We start from the raw sequence: 22,863 nt of genomic DNA, 5'->3' as shown, positions 1-22,863 counted from the left end.
GGCGGGATAGAAAAAGGGCGGCTGGAGTGATCCAGCCGCCCTTTTCGCTTCGGGGGAGGAGAAACGGTGTAACGTCTAGGCGTTAACGAGGTTGCGTTCGAGAGCAGCGGCCTGCATCGCTTTTTGCAGTTTCTCGAAGGCGCGAACCTCGATCTGGCGCACGCGTTCGCGGCTGACACCATATTGGCCGGCCAGTTCTTCGAGGGTGACCGGATCATCCTTGAGGCGACGCTCGGTCAGGATGTGCTTTTCACGGTCGGTCAGTTCTTCCATGGCTTCTTGAAGCAGCGACATACGGATGTCGCGTTCTTCATTGTCGGCCAGTTGTGTTTCTTGACTGACGGCGTCGTCGTCGGCCAGCCAGTCCTGCCATTCGGATTCACCGTCGGCGCGCATAGGGGCGTTCAGCGACGAGTCACCACCCAGACGGCGGTTCATGTCGATAACGTCTTGCTCGGTGACCCCCAATTTGGTGGCAATCTGTTCGACGTGGTCAGGATGCAGATCGCCTTCCTCGAAAGCCGATATCTGGCTCTTGGCTTTGCGAAGGTTGAAGAACAGCTTCTTCTGGGCGGCGGTGGTGCCCATTTTGACCAGCGACCACGAACGCAGGATATATTCCTGAATGGACGCGCGAATCCACCACATGGCGTAGGTGGCCAGACGGAAGCCCTTGTCGGGGTCGAATTTCTTGACGGCCTGCATCAGACCGACATTGCCTTCGGAAATGACTTCGCCGATCGGCAGGCCGTAGCCGCGATAACCCATGGCGATCTTGGCCACGAGGCGAAGGTGCGATGTTACCAGACGGTGCGCCGCTTCGGGGTCTTCATGCTCGGACCAGCGTTTGGCCAGCATGAATTCTTCGTCTTTGGTAAGCATCGGAAATTTGCGGATTTCCGAGAGGTAACGGGACAGTCCCTGTTCAGGCGACATTACCGTCAAAGTGGTGTTGGCCATGTGGTCCCTCCGACCGATTAACGAGCGGGCGCTTCGGCTATGGCCACATGCGTGCACCATCGCCTCGCCCCTCAATGGATAGAGATGGTATTTCGTTGCATGGTTTTAAAGGGGCAAAACCGCGTTTGAATTGCGATTTTGTGCCTAGGCCATACAGACGGGGAGCCTCTCTGGACGCTGGAATGGTAACTAGCACAGGGTTAGTTGCTAATCAAGCGCGAGGAGGCGTCTCTCAAGGGCTTGCATGTCGGCGGGAGGGGCGGTCTCGAAGCGCAGGGCCACGCCGGTCACCGGATGGACGAAACCGAGGATGGCGGCGTGCAGGGCCTGACGGGTGAAGTTCAGCTCGTCGAGGATGGCGCGGACGGGGATGGCGGCGGCACCCGAGCCATAGACAGGATCACCCAGAAGCGGAGCGCCGACCGAGGCCATATGGACGCGGATCTGGTGGGTGCGACCTGTATGCAGGGTGCAGGCGATGCGCGAGGCCAGCGGCGCGCCACTGGCCTTGGCGGGCTGGCCATAGGTTTTCTGGACGACATAGTCGGTGATGGCCTGACGCCCGCCGTGTTTCAGGACCGCCATCTTTTTGCGGTCATGCAGCGAACGGCCGATCTGGGTGTCGATGCGGCCACTGAGGGCGTTGGGGGTGCCGCGCGTCAGGGCGATATAGGTGCGCTCTATGTCGTGTTTGGCGAACAGGGCGGACAGGCCCTGATGGGCCTCGTCGGTCTTGGCGGCGACCATGACGCCGGACGTGTCCTTGTCGAGGCGGTGGACGATGCCGGGACGGGCGACGCCGCCTATGCCGGATAATGTCTCGCCGCAGTGGTAGAGCAGGGCATTGACCAGAGTGCCGCTCTCGCAACCGGGGGCGGGGTGGGCCGCCATGCCGGAGGGCTTGTCGATGACGATCAGATGCGCGTCCTCGTAGAGGACGTTCAGCGGGATGTTTTCGGGCTGAGGCTCGGCGGGGGACACGGGGGGCAGGGTGATAGTGTAGGTGCCGCAGGTGGCCTTGGCCTTGCCCGAGGTCAGGATCTGACCGTCTTTGGATACGGCACCTTCGGCCAGCAAGGCCTGAAGGCGGGCGCGTGACAGGGTGGGGAAGGTATCGGACAGGGCCTTGTCCAGACGGATACCGGAGGCTGTGACCTCGGCGGAGAGGATTTCGGCTCCCGCATCTTCGGTATTGTCTTCGTCAGTCATTATTGGTTCATCGGCCATGAGGTGTGATTAGCACGGCTTGAAGCGGGCTCAACCCGCCAAGCGAAAACGCTCTGGTGGCAGATGATGAAACGCATACTGACGATAGCGGTTGTGAGCGGGGCGGTGGCACTGCTGGGCAGCTGTGCCACCATGAGCGAGGACCAGTGTCTGGCCGGTGACTGGGGCGGCAAGGGCTATCAGGACGGATTGAACGGGCGTGCGCCCGAACGGTTGGACGACCATGCCAAGGCCTGTGCCAAGTTCGGGGTTACGCCGAATCCGACGGCCTATTATTCGGCGCGTGATCAGGGCTTGCGGAACTATTGCCGGTGGGACAACGGGTTTCGTGTGGGGCGCAACGGGTCGACCTATAACGGGGTCTGTACGCCCGATGAAGAGCGCAACTTCCTGCCCGCATATGAGGACGGGGTGAGGGTGTATCAGGCCGAGCGTGTGCTGTCGGATGCCGAGAGCAATGTCCGCTCGGCGGTCTCGCGTATCCGTGACCGCGAGAACAAGCTGGAGGCCAAGCAGCGCGAACTGCGTCAGGAAGGTCTGAGCCAAGAGGAGCGCGAGCGTATTCGCGCCCGTATCCGTGACTTGCGGATAGAATTACGCGATGCGCGGCGTGAACTACGTATGGCCGAGGACGAATATCGTGCTGTCGAATACGAGGCGCGGATGATTATCCGCTCTGTCGGTGGCCGTTACGGCGTCTGGTAAAGAAAACGCCCCGCAGAGTGATCTGCGGGGCGTCTTTGTATTTAGTCTGTAATCGCAGATTAGCCGATTTGCGGGTCCAGGGAACCGGCGGCATAGCGCTTGGCCATCTGGGCGGTGGACAGCGGCTTGATCTTGGAGGCCATACCTTCACAGCCGAACTGCAGGTAGCGTTCCTGACACAGCTTGCGCATGGCTTCCTTGGCAGGCTTCAGATAGGCGCGCGGGTCGAACTCGGCCGGCTTCTCCATCAGGACCTTGCGGATAGCACCGGTCATGGCCATGCGGTTGTCGGTGTCGATATTTACCTTGCGCACGCCGTTCTTGATGCCGCGCTGGATTTCTTCAACCGGCACACCCCAGGTCTGAGGCATCGCACCGCCATAGGCGTTGATGATGTCCTGCAGGTCTTGCGGCACCGACGACGAGCCGTGCATCACCAGGTGGGTGTTCGGCAGGCGGCGGTGGATCTCTTCGATCACGTTCATGGCCAGTACTTCACCGTCCGGCTGACGGGTGAACTTATAGGCACCGTGCGAGGTGCCCATGGCGATGGCCAGAGCGTCGACCTTGGTGGCCTTTACGAAATCAACGGCTTGGTCCGGATCGGTCAGCAGGGCCGAGTGGTCCAGCTTGCCTTCGAAGCCGTGGCCGTCTTCGGCTTCGCCCATGCCGGTTTCCAGCGAGCCGAGAACACCAAGTTCACCCTCGACCGAAACGCCGCACGAGTGGGCCATCTCGGTGACACGACGGGTGACGTCGACATTATATTCGTAGGAGGCAGGGGTCTTGGCGTCTTCTTCCAGCGAGCCGTCCATCATCACCGAGGTGAAGCCGTACTGGATGGCGGTGGCGCAAGTGGCCGGACCATTGCCGTGGTCCTGGTGCATACAGACCGGAATATGCGGGTACAGTTCGACCAGAGCGTCGATCAGGCGGGCCAGAACGATATCGTTGGCATAGGAGCGGGCACCGCGCGAAGCCTGGATGATAACCGGCGCATTGACGGCGTCGGCGGCCTCCATGATGGCCAGGCCCTGTTCCATATTGTTGATGTTATACGCCGGCAGGCCGTAGTCGTTTTCAGCTGCGTGGTCGAGCAGCTGACGCAGGGTGATGCGCGCCATCCTGAAAGGTCTCCGAAGAATCTAAGCGAGTGTGGGTCTGATGTAGACCGGAAGGGGCGAAAAGTCACCTTTGCGCCCCGATGAGGAAAGGGCGGACACCTGTGGTATCCGCCCCTTTGGATGATTATGCGCGAAGCGCGTCGACGCCCGGAAGCGGCTTGCCTTCCATCCATTCAAGGAAGGCACCGCCAGCGGTAGAGACAAAGGTCATGTCGGAGACAACACCGGCGTGGTTCAGAGCGGCCACGGTGTCGCCGCCACCGGCTACGGCGATCAGCTTGCCAGCCTTGGCGAGGTTTGCGGCTTCCTTGGCCGCGGCATTGGTCGCAGCGTCAAACGGCGGGACCTCGAACACGCCCAGCGGGCCGTTCCAGATCAGGGTCTTGGACAGGCCCATGGCGCGGGTCAGGCGGGCGACGGTTTCAGGGCCGGCGTCGAGGATCAGGTCGTCAGCAGCAATACGGTCCAGCGCGCGAACGCCGTGTTCGATACCCGGCTTGACGCCCTTGGCCACGACCACATCGACCGGCAGCAGCAGTTCGCAGCCCTTCTGACGGGCTTCTTCCATGATCTCGCGAGCAGTGTCGGCGAGGTCTTTCTCGCACAGCGAGCCGCCGACATCGACGCCTTGGGCGTGCAGGAAGGTGTTGGCCATGCCGCCGCCGATGGCGAGGTAGTCCAGCTTGGCGACGAGGTTCTTCAGCAGGTCCAGCTTGGTCGAAACCTTTGCACCGCCAACAATACCGATCACCGGCTTCACAGGCGTGCCGAGTGCGGCGTCCAGAGCTTCCAGTTCGCGGCGCATGGACTCACCAGCGTAGGCCGGAAGGATGCGGGCCAGACCCTCGGTCGAGGCGTGGGCGCGGTGCGCGACTGAGAAGGCGTCGTTGACGAAGATGTCGCCGATTTCAGCCAGAGCCTTGGCGAAGTCTGCGTCGTTCTTTTCTTCGCCCTTATGGAAGCGCACGTTCTCCAGCAGCACCACGCCGCCGGCGTCGGTATCTGCCAGGGCAGTCTTGGCGGCGTCACCGATGCAGTCGTCGGCGAAACGCACAGGAGCGCCCAGCAGGTTCTCCAGCGGCTCGACAACCGGCTTCAGGCTCATGGACGGCACACGCTCGCCCTTGGGGCGGTCGAAGTGGGCCAGCAGGGCCACCTTGGCACCGGCTTCACGCAGCTTGTTGATGGTCGGCAGGGCCACGAGCAGGCGGGTGTCGTCAGTGACGGCGCCATCTTCCATCGGAACATTGAAGTCCACGCGGACGAGGGCGGTCTTGCCGGAAAGGTCTTTAGCGTCGTCGAGAGTGCGGAAGGTCATTTTAGCGTTCCAGTCTTCCTTCTCCGGAGGGGAGAAGGTGGCCCGCAGGGCCGGATGAGGGTCTAACAGGTCAGTCGGCGGATGCCGTGGTCAGAGTGTAATCAGGCGGGCATGGGCCCGAATGGCGTCAGCGAGTGCGGTGGGGTGCGTTAAAACCTGTTCATTGGTGAAGCGCAGGACGGTCCAGCCCATGGTTTCTAAATCTGTCTGGCGCAGGTGATCTTTGATGGCGACATCATCGCGGGCGTGAATGCCGCCGTCGATCTCGATCACCAGCTTCAGCCGTTCGCACGCAAAATCGGTGATGTATCGATCTATAGGATGCTGGCGGCGAAATTTATGAGCGTCGATGCGACCGCTGCGTAAAAGGGCCCAAACCTTTTCTTCGGAGAGGCCGGAGGATTGACGCAGTTGGCGTGCGAATTCGGCGCGTTTGGATGTCATAACAACAACCCCTCACCCTTTCGCGCAGCCAATCGCCTTTGGCTCTTGGGCGCTCAAGCCCTCTCCCGACGGGAGAGGGCTCAAGACATTTTTTCTTACAGGAACTTGGCCATTTGCAGGGCGGTGTCCGACATGCGGGTGGCGAAGCCCCACTCGTTGTCGTACCAGCTCAGCACGCGCACCAGGGTGCCGTCGATGACCTGGGTCTGCGGCAGGGCAGCGGTCGACGAGGCGTTGTGGTGGTTCAGGTCGATCGACACCAGCGGGTCGTTCGAGGTGAACAGAACGCCCTTCATTGGACCGTTGGCGGCAGCTTCGAGGGCTGCGTTGACTTCTTCCTTGGTGGTGGCGCGACCGGCAACGATCTTCAGGTCAACGACGGAGACGTTTGGGGTCGGGACGCGGATCGACGAACCGTCCAGCTTGCCCTTCAGTTCCGGCAGAACCAGACCCACAGCCTTGGCAGCGCCGGTCGAGGTCGGGATCATCGACAGGGCAGCAGCGCGACCGCGGTACGGGTCCTTGTGCATGGTGTCGAGGGTCGGCTGGTCACCAGTATAGGCGTGGATGGTGGTCATGTAGCCACGCTCGATGCCGACCAGTTCGTTCAGAACCTTGGCGATCGGGGCCAGGCAGTTGGTGGTGCACGAAGCGTTCGAGACGACGATGTCGTCGGCACCGAGGGTTTCGTGGTTCACGCCGAAGACGATGGTCTTGTCGGCGTTATCAGCCGGAGCCGAAACCAGAACGCGCTTGGCACCTGCGGTCAGGTGGGCCGAGGCTTTTTCCTTCGAGGTGAAGATGCCGGTGCACTCGAACGCGATGTCGACGTTCAGTTCGGCGTGCGGCAGCTTGGCCGGATCGCGTTCAGCGGTGACCTTGATCTTGCCATAGCCGACGTCGATCCAGTCCTCACCCGAGGTGATGGTGCCCGGGAACCGGCCGTGGACCGAGTCATAGCGCAGCAGGTGTGCGTTGGTCTCAACCGGACCCAGGTCGTTGATCGCCACGACTTCGATGTCCTTGCGGCCATGCTCGACGATCGAGCGAAGAACAAGACGGCCGATACGGCCAAAGCCGTTAATGGCGACGCGAACGGTCATGGGAGATCTCCTAGTCAGCAAGGACGAAAGTTTGGCGTCTCAATGGGACGGACTGGCCATAAGTGCAAGTCTGTGGCGGTCACAGATGGCGAACATCGGTTACAGAGGCGGCTTTTTTATAAGAAAAACCCTCTTTGAACGGCGCATTGTCGTTCAAAGAGGGTTTGCGTGAATTAACAACATTTGAAACCGCCACCTGCACCAAAGCGTCTGGCTTCGTGCAGGCGGAAAAAGGCGGTGCGATCCAGTGGCTGCTGATCGGGGTGGGTGGCGCGGCTATGGGCCAGATAGGCGTCATAGTCGGGCTGTCCGATCATCAGACTGGCGGTGCGCCGTGCCTCCTTGCCCCAACGGGTAAGGGTGTCACGGCACGCGCATAAAAGGTCTGCCTCAGGCATGGGCAGCCTCGTTGGCGGGCGGGATTTCTACGGCAGTTGGCTGGCTGTTCTTCAGCGCTTTGCGACAGGCACCGATGCTGTAGAACAGGATCACGATCACCACGAACAGGAAGCCCGCCGTCAGGGCGGCATTCACATAGTCGTTGAAGATGATGTGCTGCATGTCGGCCACCGATTTGGCCGGAGCCATCAGTTCGCCTGCTTCCATCGAGCCTTTGTAGCGGGCGGCATGCGATAGGAAGCCGACGCGGATGTCCGGATGGAACAGCTTCTGGAAACCGGCGGTAAGGGTGCAGACCAGCAGCCAGAAGGCCGGAACCATAGCCACCCATGCGAACCTTTGGCGCTTCATCTTGAACAGCACGACGGTGCCCAGCATCAAGGCGATGGCCGCCAGCATCTGGTTGGCAATGCCGAACAGGGGCCACAGGCTGTTAATGCCGCCTAACGGATCGACCACACCGGCATAGAGGAAATAGCCCCACAGTCCGACCGTCAGGGCGGTGGCGATGACATTACCGGTCCAGCTTTGGGTGTTGCGCATTTTCGGCACGGCGACGCCGAGCAGGTCCTGAATCATGAAGCGGCAGACGCGGGTGCCTGCATCGACCGTGGTCAGGATGAACAGGGCTTCGAACAGGATGGCGAAGTGATACCAGAAGCTCATCATGGCTTCGCCGCCAATGACGTTAGACAGGATATGCGCCATGCCCACGGCAAGTGTAGGGGCACCGCCTGCGCGTGACAGGATGGAGTGCTCACCGACCTGACGGGCCAGGGTTTCAAGCTCGGCAGGGGTAATGTGGAAGCCCCATTGTGCGACGGCGGCGGCTGCCGAGGTGACGTCCGTGCCGATAACGGCAGCCGGACTGTTCATGACGAAATAGACTGCGGGGTCCAGAACAGTGGCGGCGATCAGGGCCATGACGGCCACAAAGCTTTCGCACAGCATGGCCCCATAGCCGATAACCGGAATCTGGTCTTCGTTTTCCAGCAGCTTGGGCGTGGTGCCCGACGAGATCAGGGCGTGGAAGCCCGAGACAGCGCCACAGGCAATGGTGATGAACAGGAACGGGAACAGTGCCCCAGAGAAGACCGGACCCGAACCATCAATAAACTGGGTGATGGCGGGCATTTGCAGGTCGGGACGGACGATCAGGATACCGACGGCCAGAGCCGCAATCGCGCCGATCTTGAGGAAGGTCGACAGATAGTCACGCGGGGCCAAAAGCAGCCAGACAGGAATAACCGCAGCGACAAAACCATAGACCATCATGGCGATGGCCAAGGTGGTACCCGAGAAGGTGAAGGCCGGACCCCACACAGGGTGATAGGCAACCTGACCGCCCAGAATGATCGAACCGATCAGCAGGACCACACCAATGACCGACACTTCGCCCACACGACCGGGACGCAGATAGCGGGTGTAAAGGCCCATGAAGATGGCGATGGGGATGGTGGCCGCGACGGTGAATGTGCCCCACGGGCTTTCGGCCAGTGCCTTAACCACCACCAGAGCCAGCACGGCCAGAATGATGACCATGATCATCAGCACGCCGACCTGTGCGATAATGCCGGGGACGGGGCCCATTTCGGTGCGGATCATATCGCCCAGCGACTTGCCGTCGCGGCGTGTGGACATGAACAGGACCAGCATGTCCTGAACGGCACCGGCGATCACCACACCGACCAGAATCCACAACATGCCGGGTAGATAGCCCATCTGTGCCGCCAGCACCGGACCGACCAGAGGACCAGCCCCCGCGATGGCTGCGAAATGGTGGCCGAACAGGACGTTCTTTGGCGTGGGCACATAGTCCAGACCGTCATTGTGACGCACGGCTGGCGTCGGTCGGCTGGCTTCAAGCTTCAGTACTTTCCACGCCAGGAATTTGGCATAGAAGCGATAGGCTATAGCATAGACGCACAGGGCGGCCGTCACCATCCATACGGCGCTGATACTCTCGCCCTTGTGCAGGGCCAGAACCCCGATGGAAATCGCGCCGATAATGGCGATGGCCCCGAAGATCAGGGCGGTTTTCAACTTACCCACTTTAGCTCGTCCTCCCGTGCCGGTCTGTGCGGCATTTGGAGGAACCTTGCGCCCGAAAACGCAAAGAGGGCAACCATAGGCTGCCCTCTTTTTGTCCGACTTTTGTCGCGTGGGTCAGGCCTTGACGGGTTTGACCTTGCTGGCGGCTTCAAGGGCGCGTTCGCGGGCCTGATCTGTGGTTTCGCCGCGTGCGATGGCGACACCCATGCGGCGCGTCATGAAGCTTTCCGGCTTGCCGAACAAGCGCAGTTCCGATGTCGGCACGGCAAGGGCGTCTGCCACACCTTCAAAGGCAATGCCGGTGGCCTCCATACCACCATAGATGACGGCGCTGGCAGCGGGTTCGCGCAAGGTGACATCGACCGGCAGGCCAAGGATGGCGCGGGCGTGCAGGGCAAACTCGCTCTGGTACTGGCTCCCTATGGTGACAAGGCCGGTATCGTGCGGGCGCGGGCTGACTTCAGAGAACCAGACCTGGTCGCCTTTGACGAACAGTTCGACGCCGAACACGCCCCAGCCGCCGAGGCTGTCGGTCACCTTTGCGGCAATGTCCTGTGCAGATTTCAGGGCCGCGTCGGTCATGGCTTGCGGCTGCCAGCTTTCGACATAGTCGCCCTTGACCTGACGATGGCCGATGGGGGCGCAGAAATCGGTGCGGGTAATGCCGTCCACATCGCGCGAGCGGACGGTCAGCAGGGTGATCTCAAAGTCGAAATCAATGCGACCCTCGACGATGACGCGGCCACCGGCAACGCGGCCGGATGCCTCGGCATGGGTCCAAGCGGCGGAGATCTGGTCGGCGCTCTCGACATAGGACTGACCCTTGCCGGACGACGACATGACGGGTTTGACGAAGCAGGGGAAGCCGGTCTTTTGCGCGCCAGCCGCCAGTTCGTCGGCGGAACCGGCAAAGGCATAGGAACTGGTGGGAACGCCAAGCTCCTCGGCGGCCAGACGGCGGATGCCTTCGCGGTTCATCGTCAGTTGCGTGGCGCGGGCGGTCGGCACCACCTTGGCCAGACCTGCATCCTCGATAAAGGCCAGCGCGTCGGTGGCGATGGCCTCGATTTCCGGCACGATGATGTGCGGGGCTTCGGCCATGATGAGGCCGTTCAGCACCTGAGGGTCGGTCATGGGGATGACGTGGTTACGGTGCGCCACCTGCATGGCGGGGGCATTGGCATAGCGGTCAACAGCAATCACCTCGGCCCCGAGGCGTTGCAGTTCGATAGCGACTTCCTTGCCCAGTTCGCCAGAACCCAGCAGCATGACGCGCACGGCGGTATCGGAAAGCGGGGTGCCGAGACGAAAAGGATGTTGGCTCACGGTGTGACAGGCTCCGGTGCGGGGTAGGCGCGGCTGAGGAAGTCGATCGCCGAGGCGGCGAAGACGGTGGAATGCGTTTCCGAATGGCGCGGTTCGTAATCCCAGACCAGTCCCTGTGGCGGGCTATTTCGCAAGGCTGTGACCAGACGGTCCATGCCGGACTGCATCTGGCCGCCCTCATTGCCAATGGTCAGCAGCAACTGGCGCTCGCCCGCAGGATGGGCGGCCAATAGGGCCGCCGCATTTTTCGACAAACTCTCGCGATCCCACCACAGGCTGGGGCTGACAGCCAGATAGCGGTCGAACAGGTCCGGTTCACGCAAAAACGCTTCGACGATGAACAGGGCCGCAGCGGATTCCCCGATCACGGCATCATCGCCCGAGGTGCGATAGCGGCTTTCGATCAGAGGTTTGACCTCGGTTGTTATGTAACGGCGAAAACGCTCTGACTGGCCATGATTGGGCCACTGGCGAACAATACGGCGGTCGGTGGATCGTTCGGTCAATTCGTTCTGGCGATCTTCAGTGGCAATGCCGACCAAAATGGCAGGGGCGATTTGGCCAGCCTGCATCGCTTCGCGAATGCGGTTGCTATAGGTCGGCCAATCCTGTGCCGCACCGCCATCCAGCAGATAGATAACCGGATAGGTTTGGGTCGAAGCCTCATAGCCCGTAGGCAGCAACACATTCAGTTCGCGCGATTTTCCCATCACTGCGGAAGGAACGGACAGGGCTATACTGTCTGCAGGGATGGTGATCGCAGCCGGTGTTTCGGCCATGGCGAAGTTCGCGGGCATGGTTGCCCCAAGCGCAGCAAGCCATGCGGCAAATGTGATGGAGCGGAACATGGCGACCTTTTTAATACCAGAGGGCCGCCATATCACACCGTATCGCGGGTCGCGTCACCCATAATAGCCGATGGTTCGGGTCTTGGGCGGATTATGGGTGCAGGGGCTTAGTTTCTTGTCGCCGGTTCGATGAGGTCCCAGGCATTGCCGTACAGGTCTTCGAAAACCACGACCTTGCCATAGAGCTCGTGGCGGGGTGCCTCTCGAAACACAACACCCGCTTCCGACCATGCGGCGTGATCGCGATAAAGGTCGTCGGTATAGAGGAACAGCCAGACACGCCCACCTGCCTGATCGCCAATAAGGGCTATTTGTTCGGGCGTGGTTGCACGGGCCAGTAATAGCGAGGTCTGACCACCTTTGGGTGTGACGCGAACCCAGCGTTTCTCGCCGCCCAGATCGGTATCTTCAGTCAGTTCAAATCCGAGAACACCGACAAAGAAGGCGATGGCCTCATCATAGTCGCGGACCAGCAGGCTGACGGCACCGAGATGGCTCATGGATGTCTCCGCTTAAGGCAGGGCCTTAAAGCAAAACCGCCCCGTTCGTGAAAACGGGGCGGCGCTTAGTTTTTACAGGCGTTGCTTGGCGGCTTCGATGACCGCCTCGGTGGTGATGCCGAACTCTTTGTAAAGCACTTCGGCCGGAGCCGAGGCTCCGAAGCCGGTCATGCCGACAAAACCGCCATCTTCACCGATGAAGCGCATCCAGCCCTGTTCCAGACCGGCCTCGACAGCGACGCGGACCGTGCCACGGGCAATGACGGCGTCCTGATAGGCTTTCGGCTGCTGGGCGAACAGTTCGAACGATGGCACCGAAACCACGCGGGTGGCGATACCTTCGGCTTCCAGCTTGGCCGCGGCGTCAAGAGCGATAGCCACCTCGGTGCCGGTGGCGAACAGGCTAACCTTGGCAGCGCCATTGGCAGCCTTCAGCTCATAGGCACCCTTGCGCGACAGGTTTTCACCAGCGTCAGTGGTGCGGACAGCCGGTGTTTTCTGGCGAGACAGGCACAGGGCCGACGGGGTGGCCTTGTGTTGCAGGGCGACCTGCCAGCATTCCAGAGCCTCGATCGTATCGGCAGGGCGGAACACCATCAGGTTCGGGATGGCGCGAAGCGCGGCCAGATGCTCGACCGGCTGGTGGGTCGGGCCGTCTTCACCCAGACCGATAGAGTCATGGGTCAGGACGTGAACCACGCGGGTACCCATCAGGGCGGCCAGACGGATGGCCGGACGGCTATAGTCCGAGAACACCATAAAGGTGCCGCCATAAGGAATGACACCGCCGTGCAGGGCCATGCCGTTCATGGCGGCGGCCATGCCGAATTCGCGGATGCCATAGTTCACATAGCGTCCGTGATAGGTCGGCGCGTCCATGATCTGGGTATTGGCGACAAAGGTGTTGTTCGAGCCGGTCAGGTCGGCCGAGCCGCCCACCAGTTCCGGAATAGCGTCGAAAACAGTGGCCAGAGCTTCGCCCGAGGACTGGCGCGTGGCCATGGCGGGCTTGGTCACGACCAGTTCTTTAAGTTTGGCTTCGAGGGCGTGGAAAGCGCCGTTTGGCAGGTCACCGGCCATGGCGCGGGTGAACTCGTCGCGGTTCTCGTTGTTCAGCAGGCGGGCTTCCCAGGCCTTGCGGTGTTTGGCACCGGCCTTGCCGATCTTTTTCCATTCCTTGTCCAGTTCTGCCGGAATCTCGAACGGCTCTGCGGTCCAGCCCATTGCCTGACGCGAGGCGGCGATTTCGGTCGCGCCCAGAGCGGCACCGTGGGTCTTGTGGCTGCCTTCCATCGTGGCAGCGCCCTTGCCGATCTTGGTCTTGCAGGCGATCAGGGTCGGCTTGTCCTGCTTGGTCGCCCAGGCCAGCGCTTTCTTGATCTGGCCGTGGTCATGACCGTCAATGGCCTTGACGGCCCAACCCGAAGCCTTGAAGCGGGCCAGTTGGTCTGTGGCGTCCGACAGAGCAACCGAACCGTCGATGGTGATGGCGTTGTCGTCCCACAACACGCACAGCTTGTTCAGCTTCAGACGACCGGCCAGTGCGATGGCTTCTTGCGAGATGCCTTCCATCAGGCAGCCGTCACCGGCGATCACCCAGGTACGGTGATCCACCAGATCATCGCCAAAGCGCGAAGCCAGATGGCGCTCGGCCATGGCAAAACCGACCGAGTGGGCCAGACCCTGACCCAGCGGGCCGGTGGTGACTTCAACGCCTTCGAGATGGCCGTATTCGGGGTGGCCTGCGGTGCGCGAGCCCCATTGGCGGAAGTTTTCCAGCTGTTCGCGGGTGGCTTGCTTGTAACCGGTCAGGTGCAGCAGCGCGTAAATCAGCATCGAGCCGTGACCGGCCGACAGGATGAAGCGGTCGCGGTCGGCCCAGTTCGGGGCCGAGGCATCAAACTTCAGGAATTTTGAGAACAGGACTGTGGCGACATCGGCCATGCCCATCGGCATGCCGGGGTGGCCACTCTTGGCCTTCTCGACGCCATCCATTGCCAGTACACGAATGGCATTGGCCATCATCTGCGGTGAGGGTTTCGAGAACATCGAAAGGGCGTCTGTCACGGCAAAGCCTTTTTCAGAACAGAGAAATGGGGACGGCGCCGCTTTACCCCGCCGCGCCTACGGGTTCTATAGCGAATCTGAAGAAAGGACGCAGATGGACGCTCTGACAGCCGCAAAGGCTCGAATTGAACGGGCTCTGAATGAACTGGAGCAGAAATTCCAGGACTTGAAAGCCAGGTCGGAGGCCGCAAGCTTGCCGGACGATGATCTTTTTGCGCCCTTGTCTGACGATGGCGCAAACGCCGAACGTGTGGCTGAACTGGAAGCAGCCGGACAACAGGCGGCGCAAGCTCTAGCAGCAGCAGCACAGGCTGTGCGTGAAATTCTGGAACAGCCCGCCAGCGAATCTATTACAGAAAACGGTGATGTATCTGAAATGGAGCCGCGCTGATGGCGACAGTAACCGTTGAAGTGAACGGTCGTGCCTATCCGGTCGGTTGTGCGGACGGGCAGGAAGCCCGCGTGACCCAACTGGCGCAGGAGTTTGACTCCAAGGTGTCACAGGTCGCCGATCAGGTTGGTCAGGTTGGTGATCTAAAACTGTTCCTGATGGGCGCACTGATGTTGGCCGACGAACTGTCCGAGGCTCGCCGTGGCCGGGTGGCTCCACCGCCGGTGGCCACGGAGGTCGTCAATAATGATGGTGTGGCCGAAGCCCTGAACGCTGTCGCCACCCGTCTGGAGAAGCTGGCGCAAAGCTTTTAGCTGATACGCCCCCGCTCCGAACCGCAAAGATTACCGCGCACCCGTAAAAAAGGGGCACGTCGTCGTGCGCGCCGGATACGGGACGAGCGACAGCTTGACCTGCTGGACTGGCTGGATGCACAGCCCAGTCATGCGCCTAGGAAGCCGCGTCTGAAGACGGTGGCCGTAATGGCCGAAGCGGACGAGGACCAGCTTGATCTGGTCGAACTGATTGCGGATCTGGGTCGCGCGGCATGATCTTTTTCATGCGCACTTGAGCACCGGGCAAACACACCCTATTTTGCGCCTCGGCGGGTCTTGCTGCGGCTCGCGTCGGGGACAACATTCCTCCCGGCCTTAATCATCTCGAAGGGAGCTGTCCCTGCATGGGCCCGAGGGCCTGAGTATATGGCGCCCACCTGTCTTTCAGGTTCGAGAGGATTCACGCGCCCCACGGTTCTTGTGGCGCCGCCAACCCCAAACCCCGTCCAGTTTCGCTGGGCGGGGTTTTGTGTTTGATAGCGCCATGGACAAGGCCGAAATCCGCACCCGTATGCGCGCCCAGCGAAAGCTTTTGAACACGCCTGATCGGGTGGCTAATATTGTACGCCATGCCGCTGACCTGCCTGCGGGGGCGGTGGTGGCACTTTACGCGGCTATCGGGGCCGAGGTGCCGACGGATGATCTGGCCAAGGCACTCGTGGATCAGGGGCGGACCCTTTGCCTGCCGGTGGTGGTGGATCGTGATGCGCCGATGGTGTTTCGCCTGTGGTCCATCGGTGATCCGCTGGAAGAAGATGCGGCCGGATGTCCCGCACCGCTTGATCTGGTCAGCGAGGTAATGCCCGATCTGGTCATGACGCCTCTGGTGGCGTTTGACGGACGCGGTGGCCGGTTGGGGCAGGGCGGCGGTTATTATGACCGCACCTTCGAGATGATGCCGGATGCCATGCGTGTCGGACTGGCTTTTGCAGGGCAGGAGACCGAATACCTGCCTAAAGAGCCGCATGACATAGGTCTGCATGGTATTTTGACCGAGAACGGTTATAGACCCTTCAAATGAGACTGGCTTTTTTTGGTGACGTAATCGGCAAGAGCGGCCGCGATGGTCTGAGCGACCATTTGCCCGGCCTCCGCCGCGATTTGAAACTCGACTTCGTGGTCGTGAATGGCGAAAACGCCGCAGGCGGGTTCGGCATTACCGAAAACACCGCCAATGATATCTATGCGGCGGGTGCGGACGTCATCACTCTGGGCAACCACTCGTGGGACCAGCGCGAGGCCCTGACCTATATCGTGCGCGAACCGCGCCTGATCCGTCCGGCCAACTATCCGCGCCTGATGGATGCACCGGGTCGTGGTGCCGATGTGTTCGTAACGCCCGACGGTATGCGGGTTCTGGTCATCAACGTTCTGGGCCGTGTCCACATGGACCCGATGGATGATCCGTTCAGCGCCGTAGAGCGCGAACTGGATGCCGCGCCTCTGGGCGTCGTGGCCGATGCCGTCATCGTCGATATCCACGCCGAGGTGACGTCCGAGAAGATGGCCATGGGTCACTTCTGTGATGGTCGTGCCTCGCTGGTGGTGGGCACCCACACCCACGTTCCGACGGCGGACGCACAAATCCTGCCGAACGGCACCGCGTTCCAGACCGATGCGGGCGGCTGCTGCGATTATGACAGCGTCATCGGCAACGACAAGGAAGAGCCGTTGCGCCGCTTCACCACCCGCCTGTCGGGCGGTCGCTATGCACCAGCCCATGGTCCCGCCACCATCTGTGGCGTCTTCGTCGAAACTGACGACCGCACCGGCCTTGCCAAACGCATTGAACCGATCCGCATGGGCGGACGCCTGAAGCAGTCGATTCCGACACTTTAATGTTTGGCCACGGTCGTCGGCCCCCCGATCAAGCCGAGGGGACCTCCCGACCCGACGCGGCCTTTGTGAGTTACCCGCGGTCAGAAGGCTCCGCCTTCTCGACCCGACACGGCTTGAAATGAAAAGCGCCACCCTGCTCGAGCGGTTGGCGCTTTTTTTATTTTCGGGCCCTCAACCTCAACCGCATTGTTTCGCGACTGCGCAGGGTGATTTGCTGGATGGGGCGGGGCTGGACGGGGGTGATGGCCTCGACCTCGGCGACCTTGAGGATTTCGGCCAGAGCGATGATGGCTTCCTGCATGGCAAAGGCGGCACCGATGCAGATGCGCGGGCCGCCGCTGAAGGGCAGCCAGGCATAGCGGTCGATGTTCTTGCGGTTTTCGGGCAGGAAGCGTTCGGGTTTGAACACGTCCGGTTCGTCCCACAGCTTCTCGTGGCGCTGGATCAGCCAAGGCGCGATGACGATACTGTCGCCCGCCTTGACCTCATGGCCCTCGATCGCATCATCGGCGACGGCCTGACGGATCATGGCGGGGGCAGGGGGGAACAGGCGCATGGCTTCCTCGATCACCGCCTTGTGCCAGACCATGGCCTTGATGCCGCCAGACGAGCGGTCCCAGCCATCGGCCTCTTCCTTGAGCTTTTGCGCCACGGCAGTATCGCGGGTGATGAGATGCAGGGTCCAGCCCAGCGTCCGTGCCGTGGTTTCATGACCGGCAAGGATGAAGGTCAGGATGTTGGACATGACCTCGTGGTCCGACAGACCCGAGCCGTCGCCTTCGTCATCACGGGCCGACAAGAGCGCGGTCAGCAGATCATCGGGCGCATCGCCGGCCTCAAGGCGTGCGCGACGGCGTTTGACCAGAGCCGTCACGCGCTCCTGAAAGAAGTGCGATGAGCCACGACTGGCCACCTTGCCCAGACGCGGTATCCAGTCGGGGGCCTTCAAGGCATCCAGCGGGCTGATACGGGCACCGACTTCCAGAAACTGGTTCAGTGCCTTTTCAAAGCCCGCCGCATCGCCATCCAGATCATCCGAGAACATGGTGGCCGACAGGATGTCGAAGGTCAGGCCGCTCATCTCGTGGTCGATGTTCAGAATCCGCGCACCCTGATCCAGCTTCCAGCCTTCGACGCGGCGGCGACAGACGGCGTCCATCACCTCTGCGGTCTTGGCGGTATAGGCGGGGGTAAAGAGCGGGGCCATAATCCGGCGAGCGCGTCGCCACTGCTCACCCTCGGTCAGCAACAGCCCGTCGGCCAGCATGGGGCCAAGCACGCGCCGTTGCAGGTCGCCCTTTTCATAGTTGAGTGCATTGTCCGTCAGGACGCGCCGCACCCCCACAGGGTCGCTGACGACCAGAGTGCGGCCCAGCGGCGAAGTACCCGCCACATACAGTTCCTGAAAATGCAGCTCGCCCCACAGTTGCAGCGGGTCACGCCAGCTTTGCCACAAAAAGGGGACCAGCCCCATCTTATGGCTGCGGCGTGTTGGAACCCATGGGCGAAACCCAGCCGAGGTCGCGGTTCTTGCTATATCGCTCATCGTGCACTCCTTCGAGAATGAATACACTACCTACGATGATGTCAGAACTAGTCCGCTGTGATGCTCTGTTTCAGGCGGAGCGTTGCCGTTCTTTCTTCTGAACGGCTTGCTCGCGCAGCTGGCGTAACTGCTGCGCTCTGTAGGTGGGGGTATGGACGCGGGTTACATAGTCTTGTGCGGCGCGAGCCATGGCCAGACGCTGACCGGGATCGGCGATCAAGGCTTCGATGGCCGTTTGCAACCCTTCGGCGGACAGGTGATCGACATAGAGGGCGTGGGGACCGCTGGCTTCGCGCAGGCCACCGCGTCCCGAGCTGATGAGGGCTGCGCCTGCCGCATGGGCCTCTAGCGCTGTCAGACCCAGAGGTTCGGCCCATGTCGAGGGCGTCAGGGCAATCGCAGCCTTTTGCATGACCGCGCGAACCTTGGCCAGAGGGGCGGACTTCATGACACGGACACGGTCTCCGTAACGCGCCAGCGGAGCGATATGCGGTTCGGCCCAGTCCCCTCGCGTTTCCCAGTCATTCAGCATCAACACCGCACGCCAGTCTGGATGGCGGTCCAGAACCGCAGGCAGAGCCGCACAGATCAGGTCCACACCCTTTTCGGCCATGGCCCGACCGGCAAAGGCAATCACCTGTTCGCGGTTCTCGACCGGCGCATGCCAAAGATCGACATTGATGGGGTTGGGGACAGCAAAGGTCTTCTGTTCCTGCGAAGGAAAGTCGCTCAAGAAGTCGCGCCGTCCGGCTTCGCTGACGAAAATAAGACCATCCATCTGCTTGAAGCGTTGCTCGTAGCGCCACTTGTCCAGCAGGTTGCGCGGCGATTTGAGCGCATTGTGACGGTAAAGGAAACGGGTAGCACGGGGGAAGCGACGGGCCACACGCACCGCCTGTTTCAGTTGCTGGTGAAACTCGATCACGTCCGGCTGGAAGTCTTCCAGCGCTTCTTCCAATGCGGCTATGCGTTTTTTGCAGGTCGGCAGGGCATGGACAGGCAGATCGCCGTGATCATTGTCGCTGTCACAGCAGAAAATCCGCATTTCGGCATCGGGATCACCCTGTGCCAGGGTGCGAACGACCGTCTCCATGGAGTTGGGCTGGGATAGCGAGAAGTGGCAGCCCGGAGGAAGGATGACGGCGATTTTCAAGAACGGCTCCTGCGGAAGCAACTGGAGAGGAGAGTGTTGTCTCCGGTACACGTTCTAGATGAATTATTTTTAATAGTCGCCCTAAAGGCTGTCGTTTCTTCGCGCTTCCAGCGCCCGCAGACGACCTTCTTCAGCCTTGAGGTCGCCGGTCAACTGCCCGCGCAATGCCGGATCGGTGGTCGCGTCCAGTAGGGCGCGGGTGTCGGCGACGGCCTGACGGCGGGTGGCGATCAGGCGGGTCAGTTCGTCACCCGCCTTTGCGGTAGATGTGACCGAGGCGCGTTTGGCGGCCTCGGCCTGTTCTTCTTCGGTGGTTTTCAGCGCCGCAGCCTGACGGGCGGCAGCAGCATCACGCAGGGCATGTTGAACAGGATCGCCCGGCTGAACGTCGCAGGCGGCTACAAATGTAGCCGCCGCGACAGACATCAGGGCGATAAGGCGCATCAGCCTTCGATCCAGTTCGGCATCCAGCTTTCGTGCATTTCGCGCACATGGGCGACCGGAATACGGAACAGTTCGCCAGAGGCTGCCTTGCCCGCAAAGTCGGTACCGCCGACCTTGCCGACCACAGCAGCCGTCAGACCGGCAGCCTTGGCCTTGGCGACCAGTTCATCCGCATTCGGCACAGCCATCAGATAGCGGGCTTGATCTTCGCCGAAATAGAAGCCGTGGGCGACAGCCTCACCGGCATCCAGTTCCATACCGACATCCGAAGCCAGAGCGATATCGGCAGCTGCGCCCACCAGACCGCCGTCCGACAGGTCGTGAACGACCGTCAGTTCGCCAGCCTCGATCAGGCCGCGCACGAAGTCACCGGTCTTGCGTTCCAGCTTCAGGTCCACCGGCGGCGGTGCACCGTCTTCACGGTTCAGCACTTCACGCAGATAGATGGACGCGCCCAGCGAGCCCTTAGTCTCGCCGATCAGCACAAGGGCATCGCCCTCGGCTGCGCCACCAAAACCGGTGACAACGTCATAGTTCGGCAGAAGACCAACAGCGCCAACGGTGGGCGTCGGCGGAATGGCGACACCGTTCGTCTCGTTATACAGCGACACGTTGCCCGACACGACGGGGAAGTCCAGCTCGCGGCAGGCCTCGGCCATACCGTCGGTGGCACGCACGATCTGGCCCATGATCTCGGGGCGCTGCGGGTTGCCGAAGTTCAGGTTGTCGGTGATGGCGATCGGGCGCGAACCCACTGCCGTCAGGTTACGCCAGGCCTCGGCCACAGCCTGTTTGCCGCCTTCATACGGGTCATTCTGGACGTAGCGCGGGGTGCAGTCCGACGTGACAGCCAGACCCTTTTCCGTGCCGTGAACGCGGACAACGCCCGCATCGGCACCCGTCGAGGAATCTTGCAGGGTGTCGGCCATGACGTGACGGTCGTACTGTTCCCAGATCCAGCGCTTGGACGCCATGTCAGGGCAGGCCAGGACCGAAAGGACCGCATCGTTCCAGCTCTCGGGGGCGGCAACTTCGTCGGTGCCCAGCGCCGGATGCAGTTCCGGCTGGACCCACGGACGGTCATACAGGGGCGCATCGTCGAATAGCGGGGCCAGCGGCACATCGCATACCACTTCGCCGTGGTGCTTCAGAACCAGATGGCCGGTGTCGGTGGTCTTGCCGATGATGGCAAAGTCCAGACCCCATTTCTGGAAGATGCGATAGCCGACCTCTTCAAAGCCGGGCTTGAGGACCGCGAGCATACGCTCTTGCGATTCCGACAGCATCATCTCGTAGGCGGTCATTTCGGTTTCGCGTTGCGGAACCTTGTCGAGGTCCAACTCCACGCCCACGCCACCCTTGCCGGCCATTTCGACCGACGAGGAGGTGAGGCCAGCGGCACCCATGTCCTGAATGGCGGCAACCGCGCCGGACTGCATCAGCTCCAGCGTGGCTTCGATCAGCAGCTTTTCGGCGAACGGGTCACCGACCTGAACGGTCGGGCGTTTGGCGTCGGATTCGTCGTCGAACTCTGCCGAGGACATGGTCGCACCGTGGATGCCGTCGCGGCCGGTCTTGGAGCCGAAATAGACCACATCGTGGCCCGCTTCCGGTGCGGCCGAATAATAGATTTCGTCAGCACGGGCCAAGCCGACGCACATGGCGTTGACGAGGATGTTGCCGTTATAGCCCTTATGGAAGTTCGTCTCGCCCGCAACGGTCGGAACGCCGACGCAGTTGCCATAGCCGCCGATGCCGGACACGACACCCTTGACCAGACGCTTGGTTTTCTCGTGCGAAGGCTCGCCGAAGCGCAGGGCGTTCAGCAGGGCCACAGGGCGGGCACCCATGGTGAAGACGTCACGCATAATGCCGCCCACGCCCGTCGCCGCACCTTGGTAAGGCTCGATATAGGACGGGTGGTTGTGGCTCTCCATCTTGAAGATGCAGGCATCGCCGTCGTCGATGTCGATGACACCGGCGTTTTCCCCCGGGCCGCAGATTACGCGGTCACCTGTGACAGGGAATTTCATCAGCTGCTTCTTGGATGATTTGTACGAGCAGTGCTCGGACCACATCACCGAGAAGACGCCCAGCTCGACCTGATTGGGCTCACGGCCCAACCGGTCCAGCAGGACCTGATATTCGTTAGGGGCGAGGCCGTACTCTTCGGCCAGTTGGGCGATGGTCTTTTGGGGCGCGCTCATAATGGCGCCTATTAGCCTTGTCAGAAGCATCTGTCAGCCACCGTTTGCTGGAAACTCAGCTTAACGGGTGCTTATTTTGCGCGGCGCAGACCAAAGGTGAAGATTGCACCGAAGACGATGATCACAAACGCTGCGCCCAAGGCTGCAAATGACAGAGCGGGGTTATTGTCCTGATGGGCGACAAACGCCCCGACCAGCCCCCATGCAATAGGCACCGGATAGGCCAGTGTCCGCAGGATCCAGCTGACGCCGATAGCAATAAAAGTGGTAATGGCCACAAACATAATGGCCCACAGGGTCGGGCTTAAGATTGTAGGCAGGGCGTCATAGGCGGTCAGCACTGTAATCAGATTGAGCGGCGCGGCGACGGTCAACCATCCCGCCAAGGCGGCCAACGGCCAGATCAGCAATAGACGGTCACGGTCCAGTGCGGGTGTATCACGCACCGTATTGCCTAGCAGAAGCATGGGCACCAGCAGCGCCAACAGGCTGGCAAAGATCACCACCACACTGGCAAACTTCATGTCCAGCGCCGCCATGATGATCCAAAGCCCTATGCCAATAAAGGTGACAAAGGATGGCCACCCCAGGCGGTTGATCAGGGTGCTTTCGCCTGTCTGGGGCAGGGCTTGTCGTACGGCATAGGCCAGAAGCCCGGCATAAAGCAGGCTCCAGATCGAAAAGGCATAGCCCGCGACACGCAGTGTCGTATTGCCGTCGGAAGCGAACTCGGCCTGAGACAGGCCCATATTGCCCAGCGCCTGAATTATCGGAACGATAATGGCGAAAATCGCAGCCCCCAGAACCGCAAGGCGGCGGGTTTGCTGGGCAGGCGAAGGACGAACGATGGACGACATGACAGCTCCTGAACGACT

General features: G+C 61.3%; 22 protein-coding genes and 1 other RNA gene. 6 read left to right on the top strand and 17 right to left on the bottom strand.

Translation table 11 applies throughout. From position 1 onward, the window contains the following. Nucleotides 1–75: 75 nt before the first annotated feature. Both rpoH and WEU32_RS11700 read right to left on the bottom strand, forming a co-directional pair. Nucleotides 76–960, bottom strand: coding sequence for an RNA polymerase sigma factor RpoH (gene rpoH, locus WEU32_RS11705; protein ID WP_406851999.1), 885 nt, complete (start codon nt 958–960; stop codon nt 76–78). A 207-nt stretch (nt 961–1,167) separates the two neighbouring features. Next, nucleotides 1,168–2,169 (bottom strand): RluA family pseudouridine synthase, encoded by a 1,002-nt coding sequence (locus WEU32_RS11700; RefSeq protein ID WP_406851998.1) that lies wholly within the window; start codon nt 2,167–2,169, stop codon nt 1,168–1,170. Between the two features lie 81 nt (nt 2,170–2,250). Between WEU32_RS11700 and WEU32_RS11695 the strand changes: the two genes are divergently transcribed. Then, the gene (locus WEU32_RS11695) at nt 2,251–2,892 is read left to right on the top strand and encodes a DUF2799 domain-containing protein (RefSeq protein ID WP_406851997.1); all 642 of its coding nucleotides are present in this window, start codon (nt 2,251–2,253) and stop codon (nt 2,890–2,892) included. A 59-nt stretch (nt 2,893–2,951) separates the two neighbouring features. On the opposite strand, the gene fba is transcribed toward WEU32_RS11695, so the two are convergent. The 10 genes from fba to tkt all read right to left on the bottom strand — a co-directional run bounded on the left by fba (nt 2,952) and on the right by tkt (nt 14,028). Beyond that, nucleotides 2,952–4,016, bottom strand: a complete 1,065-nt coding sequence (fba, locus tag WEU32_RS11690; RefSeq protein WP_406851996.1) for a class II fructose-bisphosphate aldolase — start codon at nt 4,014–4,016, stop codon at nt 2,952–2,954. A 124-nt stretch (nt 4,017–4,140) separates the two neighbouring features. Then, the gene (locus WEU32_RS11685) at nt 4,141–5,334 is read right to left on the bottom strand and encodes a phosphoglycerate kinase (protein ID WP_406851995.1); all 1,194 of its coding nucleotides are present in this window, start codon (nt 5,332–5,334) and stop codon (nt 4,141–4,143) included. Nucleotides 5,335–5,424: 90 nt separating this feature from the next. Then, the gene (locus tag WEU32_RS11680; protein WP_406851994.1) at nt 5,425–5,778 is read right to left on the bottom strand and encodes an endonuclease domain-containing protein; all 354 of its coding nucleotides are present in this window, start codon (nt 5,776–5,778) and stop codon (nt 5,425–5,427) included. 95 nt (nt 5,779–5,873) lie between these two features. Continuing rightward, nucleotides 5,874–6,881, bottom strand: coding sequence for a type I glyceraldehyde-3-phosphate dehydrogenase (gap, locus tag WEU32_RS11675; protein ID WP_406851993.1), 1,008 nt, complete (start codon nt 6,879–6,881; stop codon nt 5,874–5,876). 173 nt (nt 6,882–7,054) lie between these two features. Beyond that, nucleotides 7,055–7,279 carry a YbdD/YjiX family protein gene (locus WEU32_RS11670; protein WP_406851992.1) on the bottom strand — a complete coding sequence of 75 codons (225 nt, stop codon included), beginning with the start codon at nt 7,277–7,279 and terminating at the stop codon, nt 7,055–7,057. Continuing rightward, complete coding sequence (locus tag WEU32_RS11665) at nt 7,272–9,332, bottom strand: carbon starvation CstA family protein (RefSeq protein ID WP_406851991.1); 2,061 nt, start codon at nt 9,330–9,332, stop codon at nt 7,272–7,274. Before WEU32_RS11665 ends, WEU32_RS11670 begins: the two co-directional genes overlap by 8 nt. Nucleotides 9,333–9,446: 114 nt before the next feature. Further along, nucleotides 9,447–10,658, bottom strand: coding sequence for a formate-dependent phosphoribosylglycinamide formyltransferase (gene purT, locus WEU32_RS11660; protein WP_406851990.1), 1,212 nt, complete (start codon nt 10,656–10,658; stop codon nt 9,447–9,449). Further along, a complete protein-coding gene (locus WEU32_RS11655) occupies nt 10,655–11,506 on the bottom strand; it encodes an alpha/beta hydrolase (RefSeq protein WP_406851989.1) in 852 nt (283 codons plus the stop codon). The genes purT and WEU32_RS11655 overlap by 4 nt, the downstream gene beginning before the upstream one ends. Nucleotides 11,507–11,613: 107 nt before the next feature. Beyond that, nucleotides 11,614–12,006, bottom strand: coding sequence for a VOC family protein (locus WEU32_RS11650; RefSeq protein ID WP_406851988.1), 393 nt, complete (start codon nt 12,004–12,006; stop codon nt 11,614–11,616). A gap of 72 nt (nt 12,007–12,078) precedes the next feature. Further along, nucleotides 12,079–14,028 carry a transketolase gene (tkt, locus tag WEU32_RS11645; protein WP_406853447.1) on the bottom strand — a complete coding sequence of 650 codons (1,950 nt, stop codon included), beginning with the start codon at nt 14,026–14,028 and terminating at the stop codon, nt 12,079–12,081. Between the two features lie 139 nt (nt 14,029–14,167). Between tkt and WEU32_RS11640 the strand changes: the two genes are divergently transcribed. The 5 genes from WEU32_RS11640 (at nt 14,168) to WEU32_RS11620 (ending at nt 16,638) form a co-directional block, all read left to right on the top strand. Continuing rightward, nucleotides 14,168–14,464, top strand: a complete 297-nt coding sequence (locus WEU32_RS11640; protein ID WP_406851987.1) for a hypothetical protein — start codon at nt 14,168–14,170, stop codon at nt 14,462–14,464. Beyond that, nucleotides 14,464–14,778, top strand: coding sequence for a cell division protein ZapA (locus WEU32_RS11635; protein WP_312135862.1), 315 nt, complete (start codon nt 14,464–14,466; stop codon nt 14,776–14,778). Before WEU32_RS11640 ends, WEU32_RS11635 begins: the two co-directional genes overlap by 1 nt. A 294-nt stretch (nt 14,779–15,072) precedes the next feature. Beyond that, a non-coding RNA gene (gene ssrS, locus WEU32_RS11630) (6S RNA) lies at nt 15,073–15,230 on the top strand. 38 nt (nt 15,231–15,268) lie between these two features. Continuing rightward, entirely contained in the window at nt 15,269–15,820 is a 552-nt protein-coding gene (locus WEU32_RS11625) for a 5-formyltetrahydrofolate cyclo-ligase (RefSeq protein WP_406851986.1), read from the top strand. Then, nucleotides 15,817–16,638 (top strand): YmdB family metallophosphoesterase, encoded by an 822-nt coding sequence (locus WEU32_RS11620; RefSeq protein ID WP_406851985.1) that lies wholly within the window; start codon nt 15,817–15,819, stop codon nt 16,636–16,638. The genes WEU32_RS11625 and WEU32_RS11620 overlap by 4 nt, the downstream gene beginning before the upstream one ends. Nucleotides 16,639–16,795: 157 nt before the next feature. Here WEU32_RS11620 and WEU32_RS11615 read toward each other — a convergent pair whose 3' ends face one another. The 5 genes from WEU32_RS11615 to WEU32_RS11595 all read right to left on the bottom strand — a co-directional run bounded on the left by WEU32_RS11615 (nt 16,796) and on the right by WEU32_RS11595 (nt 22,845). Beyond that, nucleotides 16,796–18,112 carry a cytochrome P450 gene (locus WEU32_RS11615; protein WP_406851984.1) on the bottom strand — a complete coding sequence of 439 codons (1,317 nt, stop codon included), beginning with the start codon at nt 18,110–18,112 and terminating at the stop codon, nt 16,796–16,798. Nucleotides 18,113–18,254: 142 nt separating this feature from the next. Next, the gene (locus WEU32_RS11610) at nt 18,255–19,337 is read right to left on the bottom strand and encodes a glycosyltransferase family 4 protein (protein WP_406851983.1); all 1,083 of its coding nucleotides are present in this window, start codon (nt 19,335–19,337) and stop codon (nt 18,255–18,257) included. Nucleotides 19,338–19,418: 81 nt separating this feature from the next. Next, a complete protein-coding gene (locus tag WEU32_RS11605) occupies nt 19,419–19,781 on the bottom strand; it encodes an indole-3-glycerol-phosphate synthase (protein WP_406851982.1) in 363 nt (120 codons plus the stop codon). Then, entirely contained in the window at nt 19,781–21,988 is a 2,208-nt protein-coding gene (gene purL / locus WEU32_RS11600; protein ID WP_406851981.1) for a phosphoribosylformylglycinamidine synthase subunit PurL, read from the bottom strand. The genes WEU32_RS11605 and purL overlap by 1 nt, the downstream gene beginning before the upstream one ends. A 71-nt stretch (nt 21,989–22,059) precedes the next feature. Continuing rightward, nucleotides 22,060–22,845 carry a hypothetical protein gene (locus WEU32_RS11595; RefSeq protein ID WP_406851980.1) on the bottom strand — a complete coding sequence of 262 codons (786 nt, stop codon included), beginning with the start codon at nt 22,843–22,845 and terminating at the stop codon, nt 22,060–22,062. Nucleotides 22,846–22,863: the final 18 nt, after the last annotated feature.

The organism is Brevundimonas sp. BH3 (assembly GCF_045345115.1).
In the GTDB taxonomy this organism is placed as follows: domain Bacteria; phylum Pseudomonadota; class Alphaproteobacteria; order Caulobacterales; family Caulobacteraceae; genus Brevundimonas.
This window is presented reverse-complemented; position numbering and strand designations above follow the sequence as displayed.

Excerpts from the sequence above, each read along its gene's own strand:
- rpoH (WP_406851999.1), bottom strand. The coding sequence starts at position 960 with ATGGCCAACACCACTTTGACGGTAATGTCGCCTGAACAGGGACTGTCC.
- WEU32_RS11700 (WP_406851998.1), bottom strand. The coding sequence starts at position 2,169 with ATGACTGACGAAGACAATACCGAAGATGCGGGAGCCGAAATCCTCTCC.
- WEU32_RS11695 (WP_406851997.1), top strand. The coding sequence starts at position 2,251 with ATGATGAAACGCATACTGACGATAGCGGTTGTGAGCGGGGCGGTGGCA.
- fba (WP_406851996.1), bottom strand. The coding sequence starts at position 4,016 with ATGGCGCGCATCACCCTGCGTCAGCTGCTCGACCACGCAGCTGAAAAC.
- WEU32_RS11685 (WP_406851995.1), bottom strand. The coding sequence starts at position 5,334 with ATGACCTTCCGCACTCTCGACGACGCTAAAGACCTTTCCGGCAAGACC.
- WEU32_RS11680 (WP_406851994.1), bottom strand. The coding sequence starts at position 5,778 with ATGACATCCAAACGCGCCGAATTCGCACGCCAACTGCGTCAATCCTCC.
- gap (WP_406851993.1), bottom strand. The coding sequence starts at position 6,881 with ATGACCGTTCGCGTCGCCATTAACGGCTTTGGCCGTATCGGCCGTCTT.
- WEU32_RS11670 (WP_406851992.1), bottom strand. The coding sequence starts at position 7,279 with ATGCCTGAGGCAGACCTTTTATGCGCGTGCCGTGACACCCTTACCCGT.
- WEU32_RS11655 (WP_406851989.1), bottom strand. The coding sequence starts at position 11,506 with ATGTTCCGCTCCATCACATTTGCCGCATGGCTTGCTGCGCTTGGGGCA.
- WEU32_RS11650 (WP_406851988.1), bottom strand. The coding sequence starts at position 12,006 with ATGAGCCATCTCGGTGCCGTCAGCCTGCTGGTCCGCGACTATGATGAG.
- tkt (WP_406853447.1), bottom strand. The coding sequence starts at position 14,028 with ATGGCCAATGCCATTCGTGTACTGGCAATGGATGGCGTCGAGAAGGCC.
- WEU32_RS11640 (WP_406851987.1), top strand. The coding sequence starts at position 14,168 with ATGGACGCTCTGACAGCCGCAAAGGCTCGAATTGAACGGGCTCTGAAT.
- WEU32_RS11635 (WP_312135862.1), top strand. The coding sequence starts at position 14,464 with ATGGCGACAGTAACCGTTGAAGTGAACGGTCGTGCCTATCCGGTCGGT.
- WEU32_RS11620 (WP_406851985.1), top strand. The coding sequence starts at position 15,817 with ATGAGACTGGCTTTTTTTGGTGACGTAATCGGCAAGAGCGGCCGCGAT.
- WEU32_RS11615 (WP_406851984.1), bottom strand. The coding sequence starts at position 18,112 with ATGGGGCTGGTCCCCTTTTTGTGGCAAAGCTGGCGTGACCCGCTGCAA.
- WEU32_RS11605 (WP_406851982.1), bottom strand. The coding sequence starts at position 19,781 with ATGCGCCTTATCGCCCTGATGTCTGTCGCGGCGGCTACATTTGTAGCC.
- purL (WP_406851981.1), bottom strand. The coding sequence starts at position 21,988 with ATGAGCGCGCCCCAAAAGACCATCGCCCAACTGGCCGAAGAGTACGGC.
- WEU32_RS11595 (WP_406851980.1), bottom strand. The coding sequence starts at position 22,845 with ATGTCGTCCATCGTTCGTCCTTCGCCTGCCCAGCAAACCCGCCGCCTT.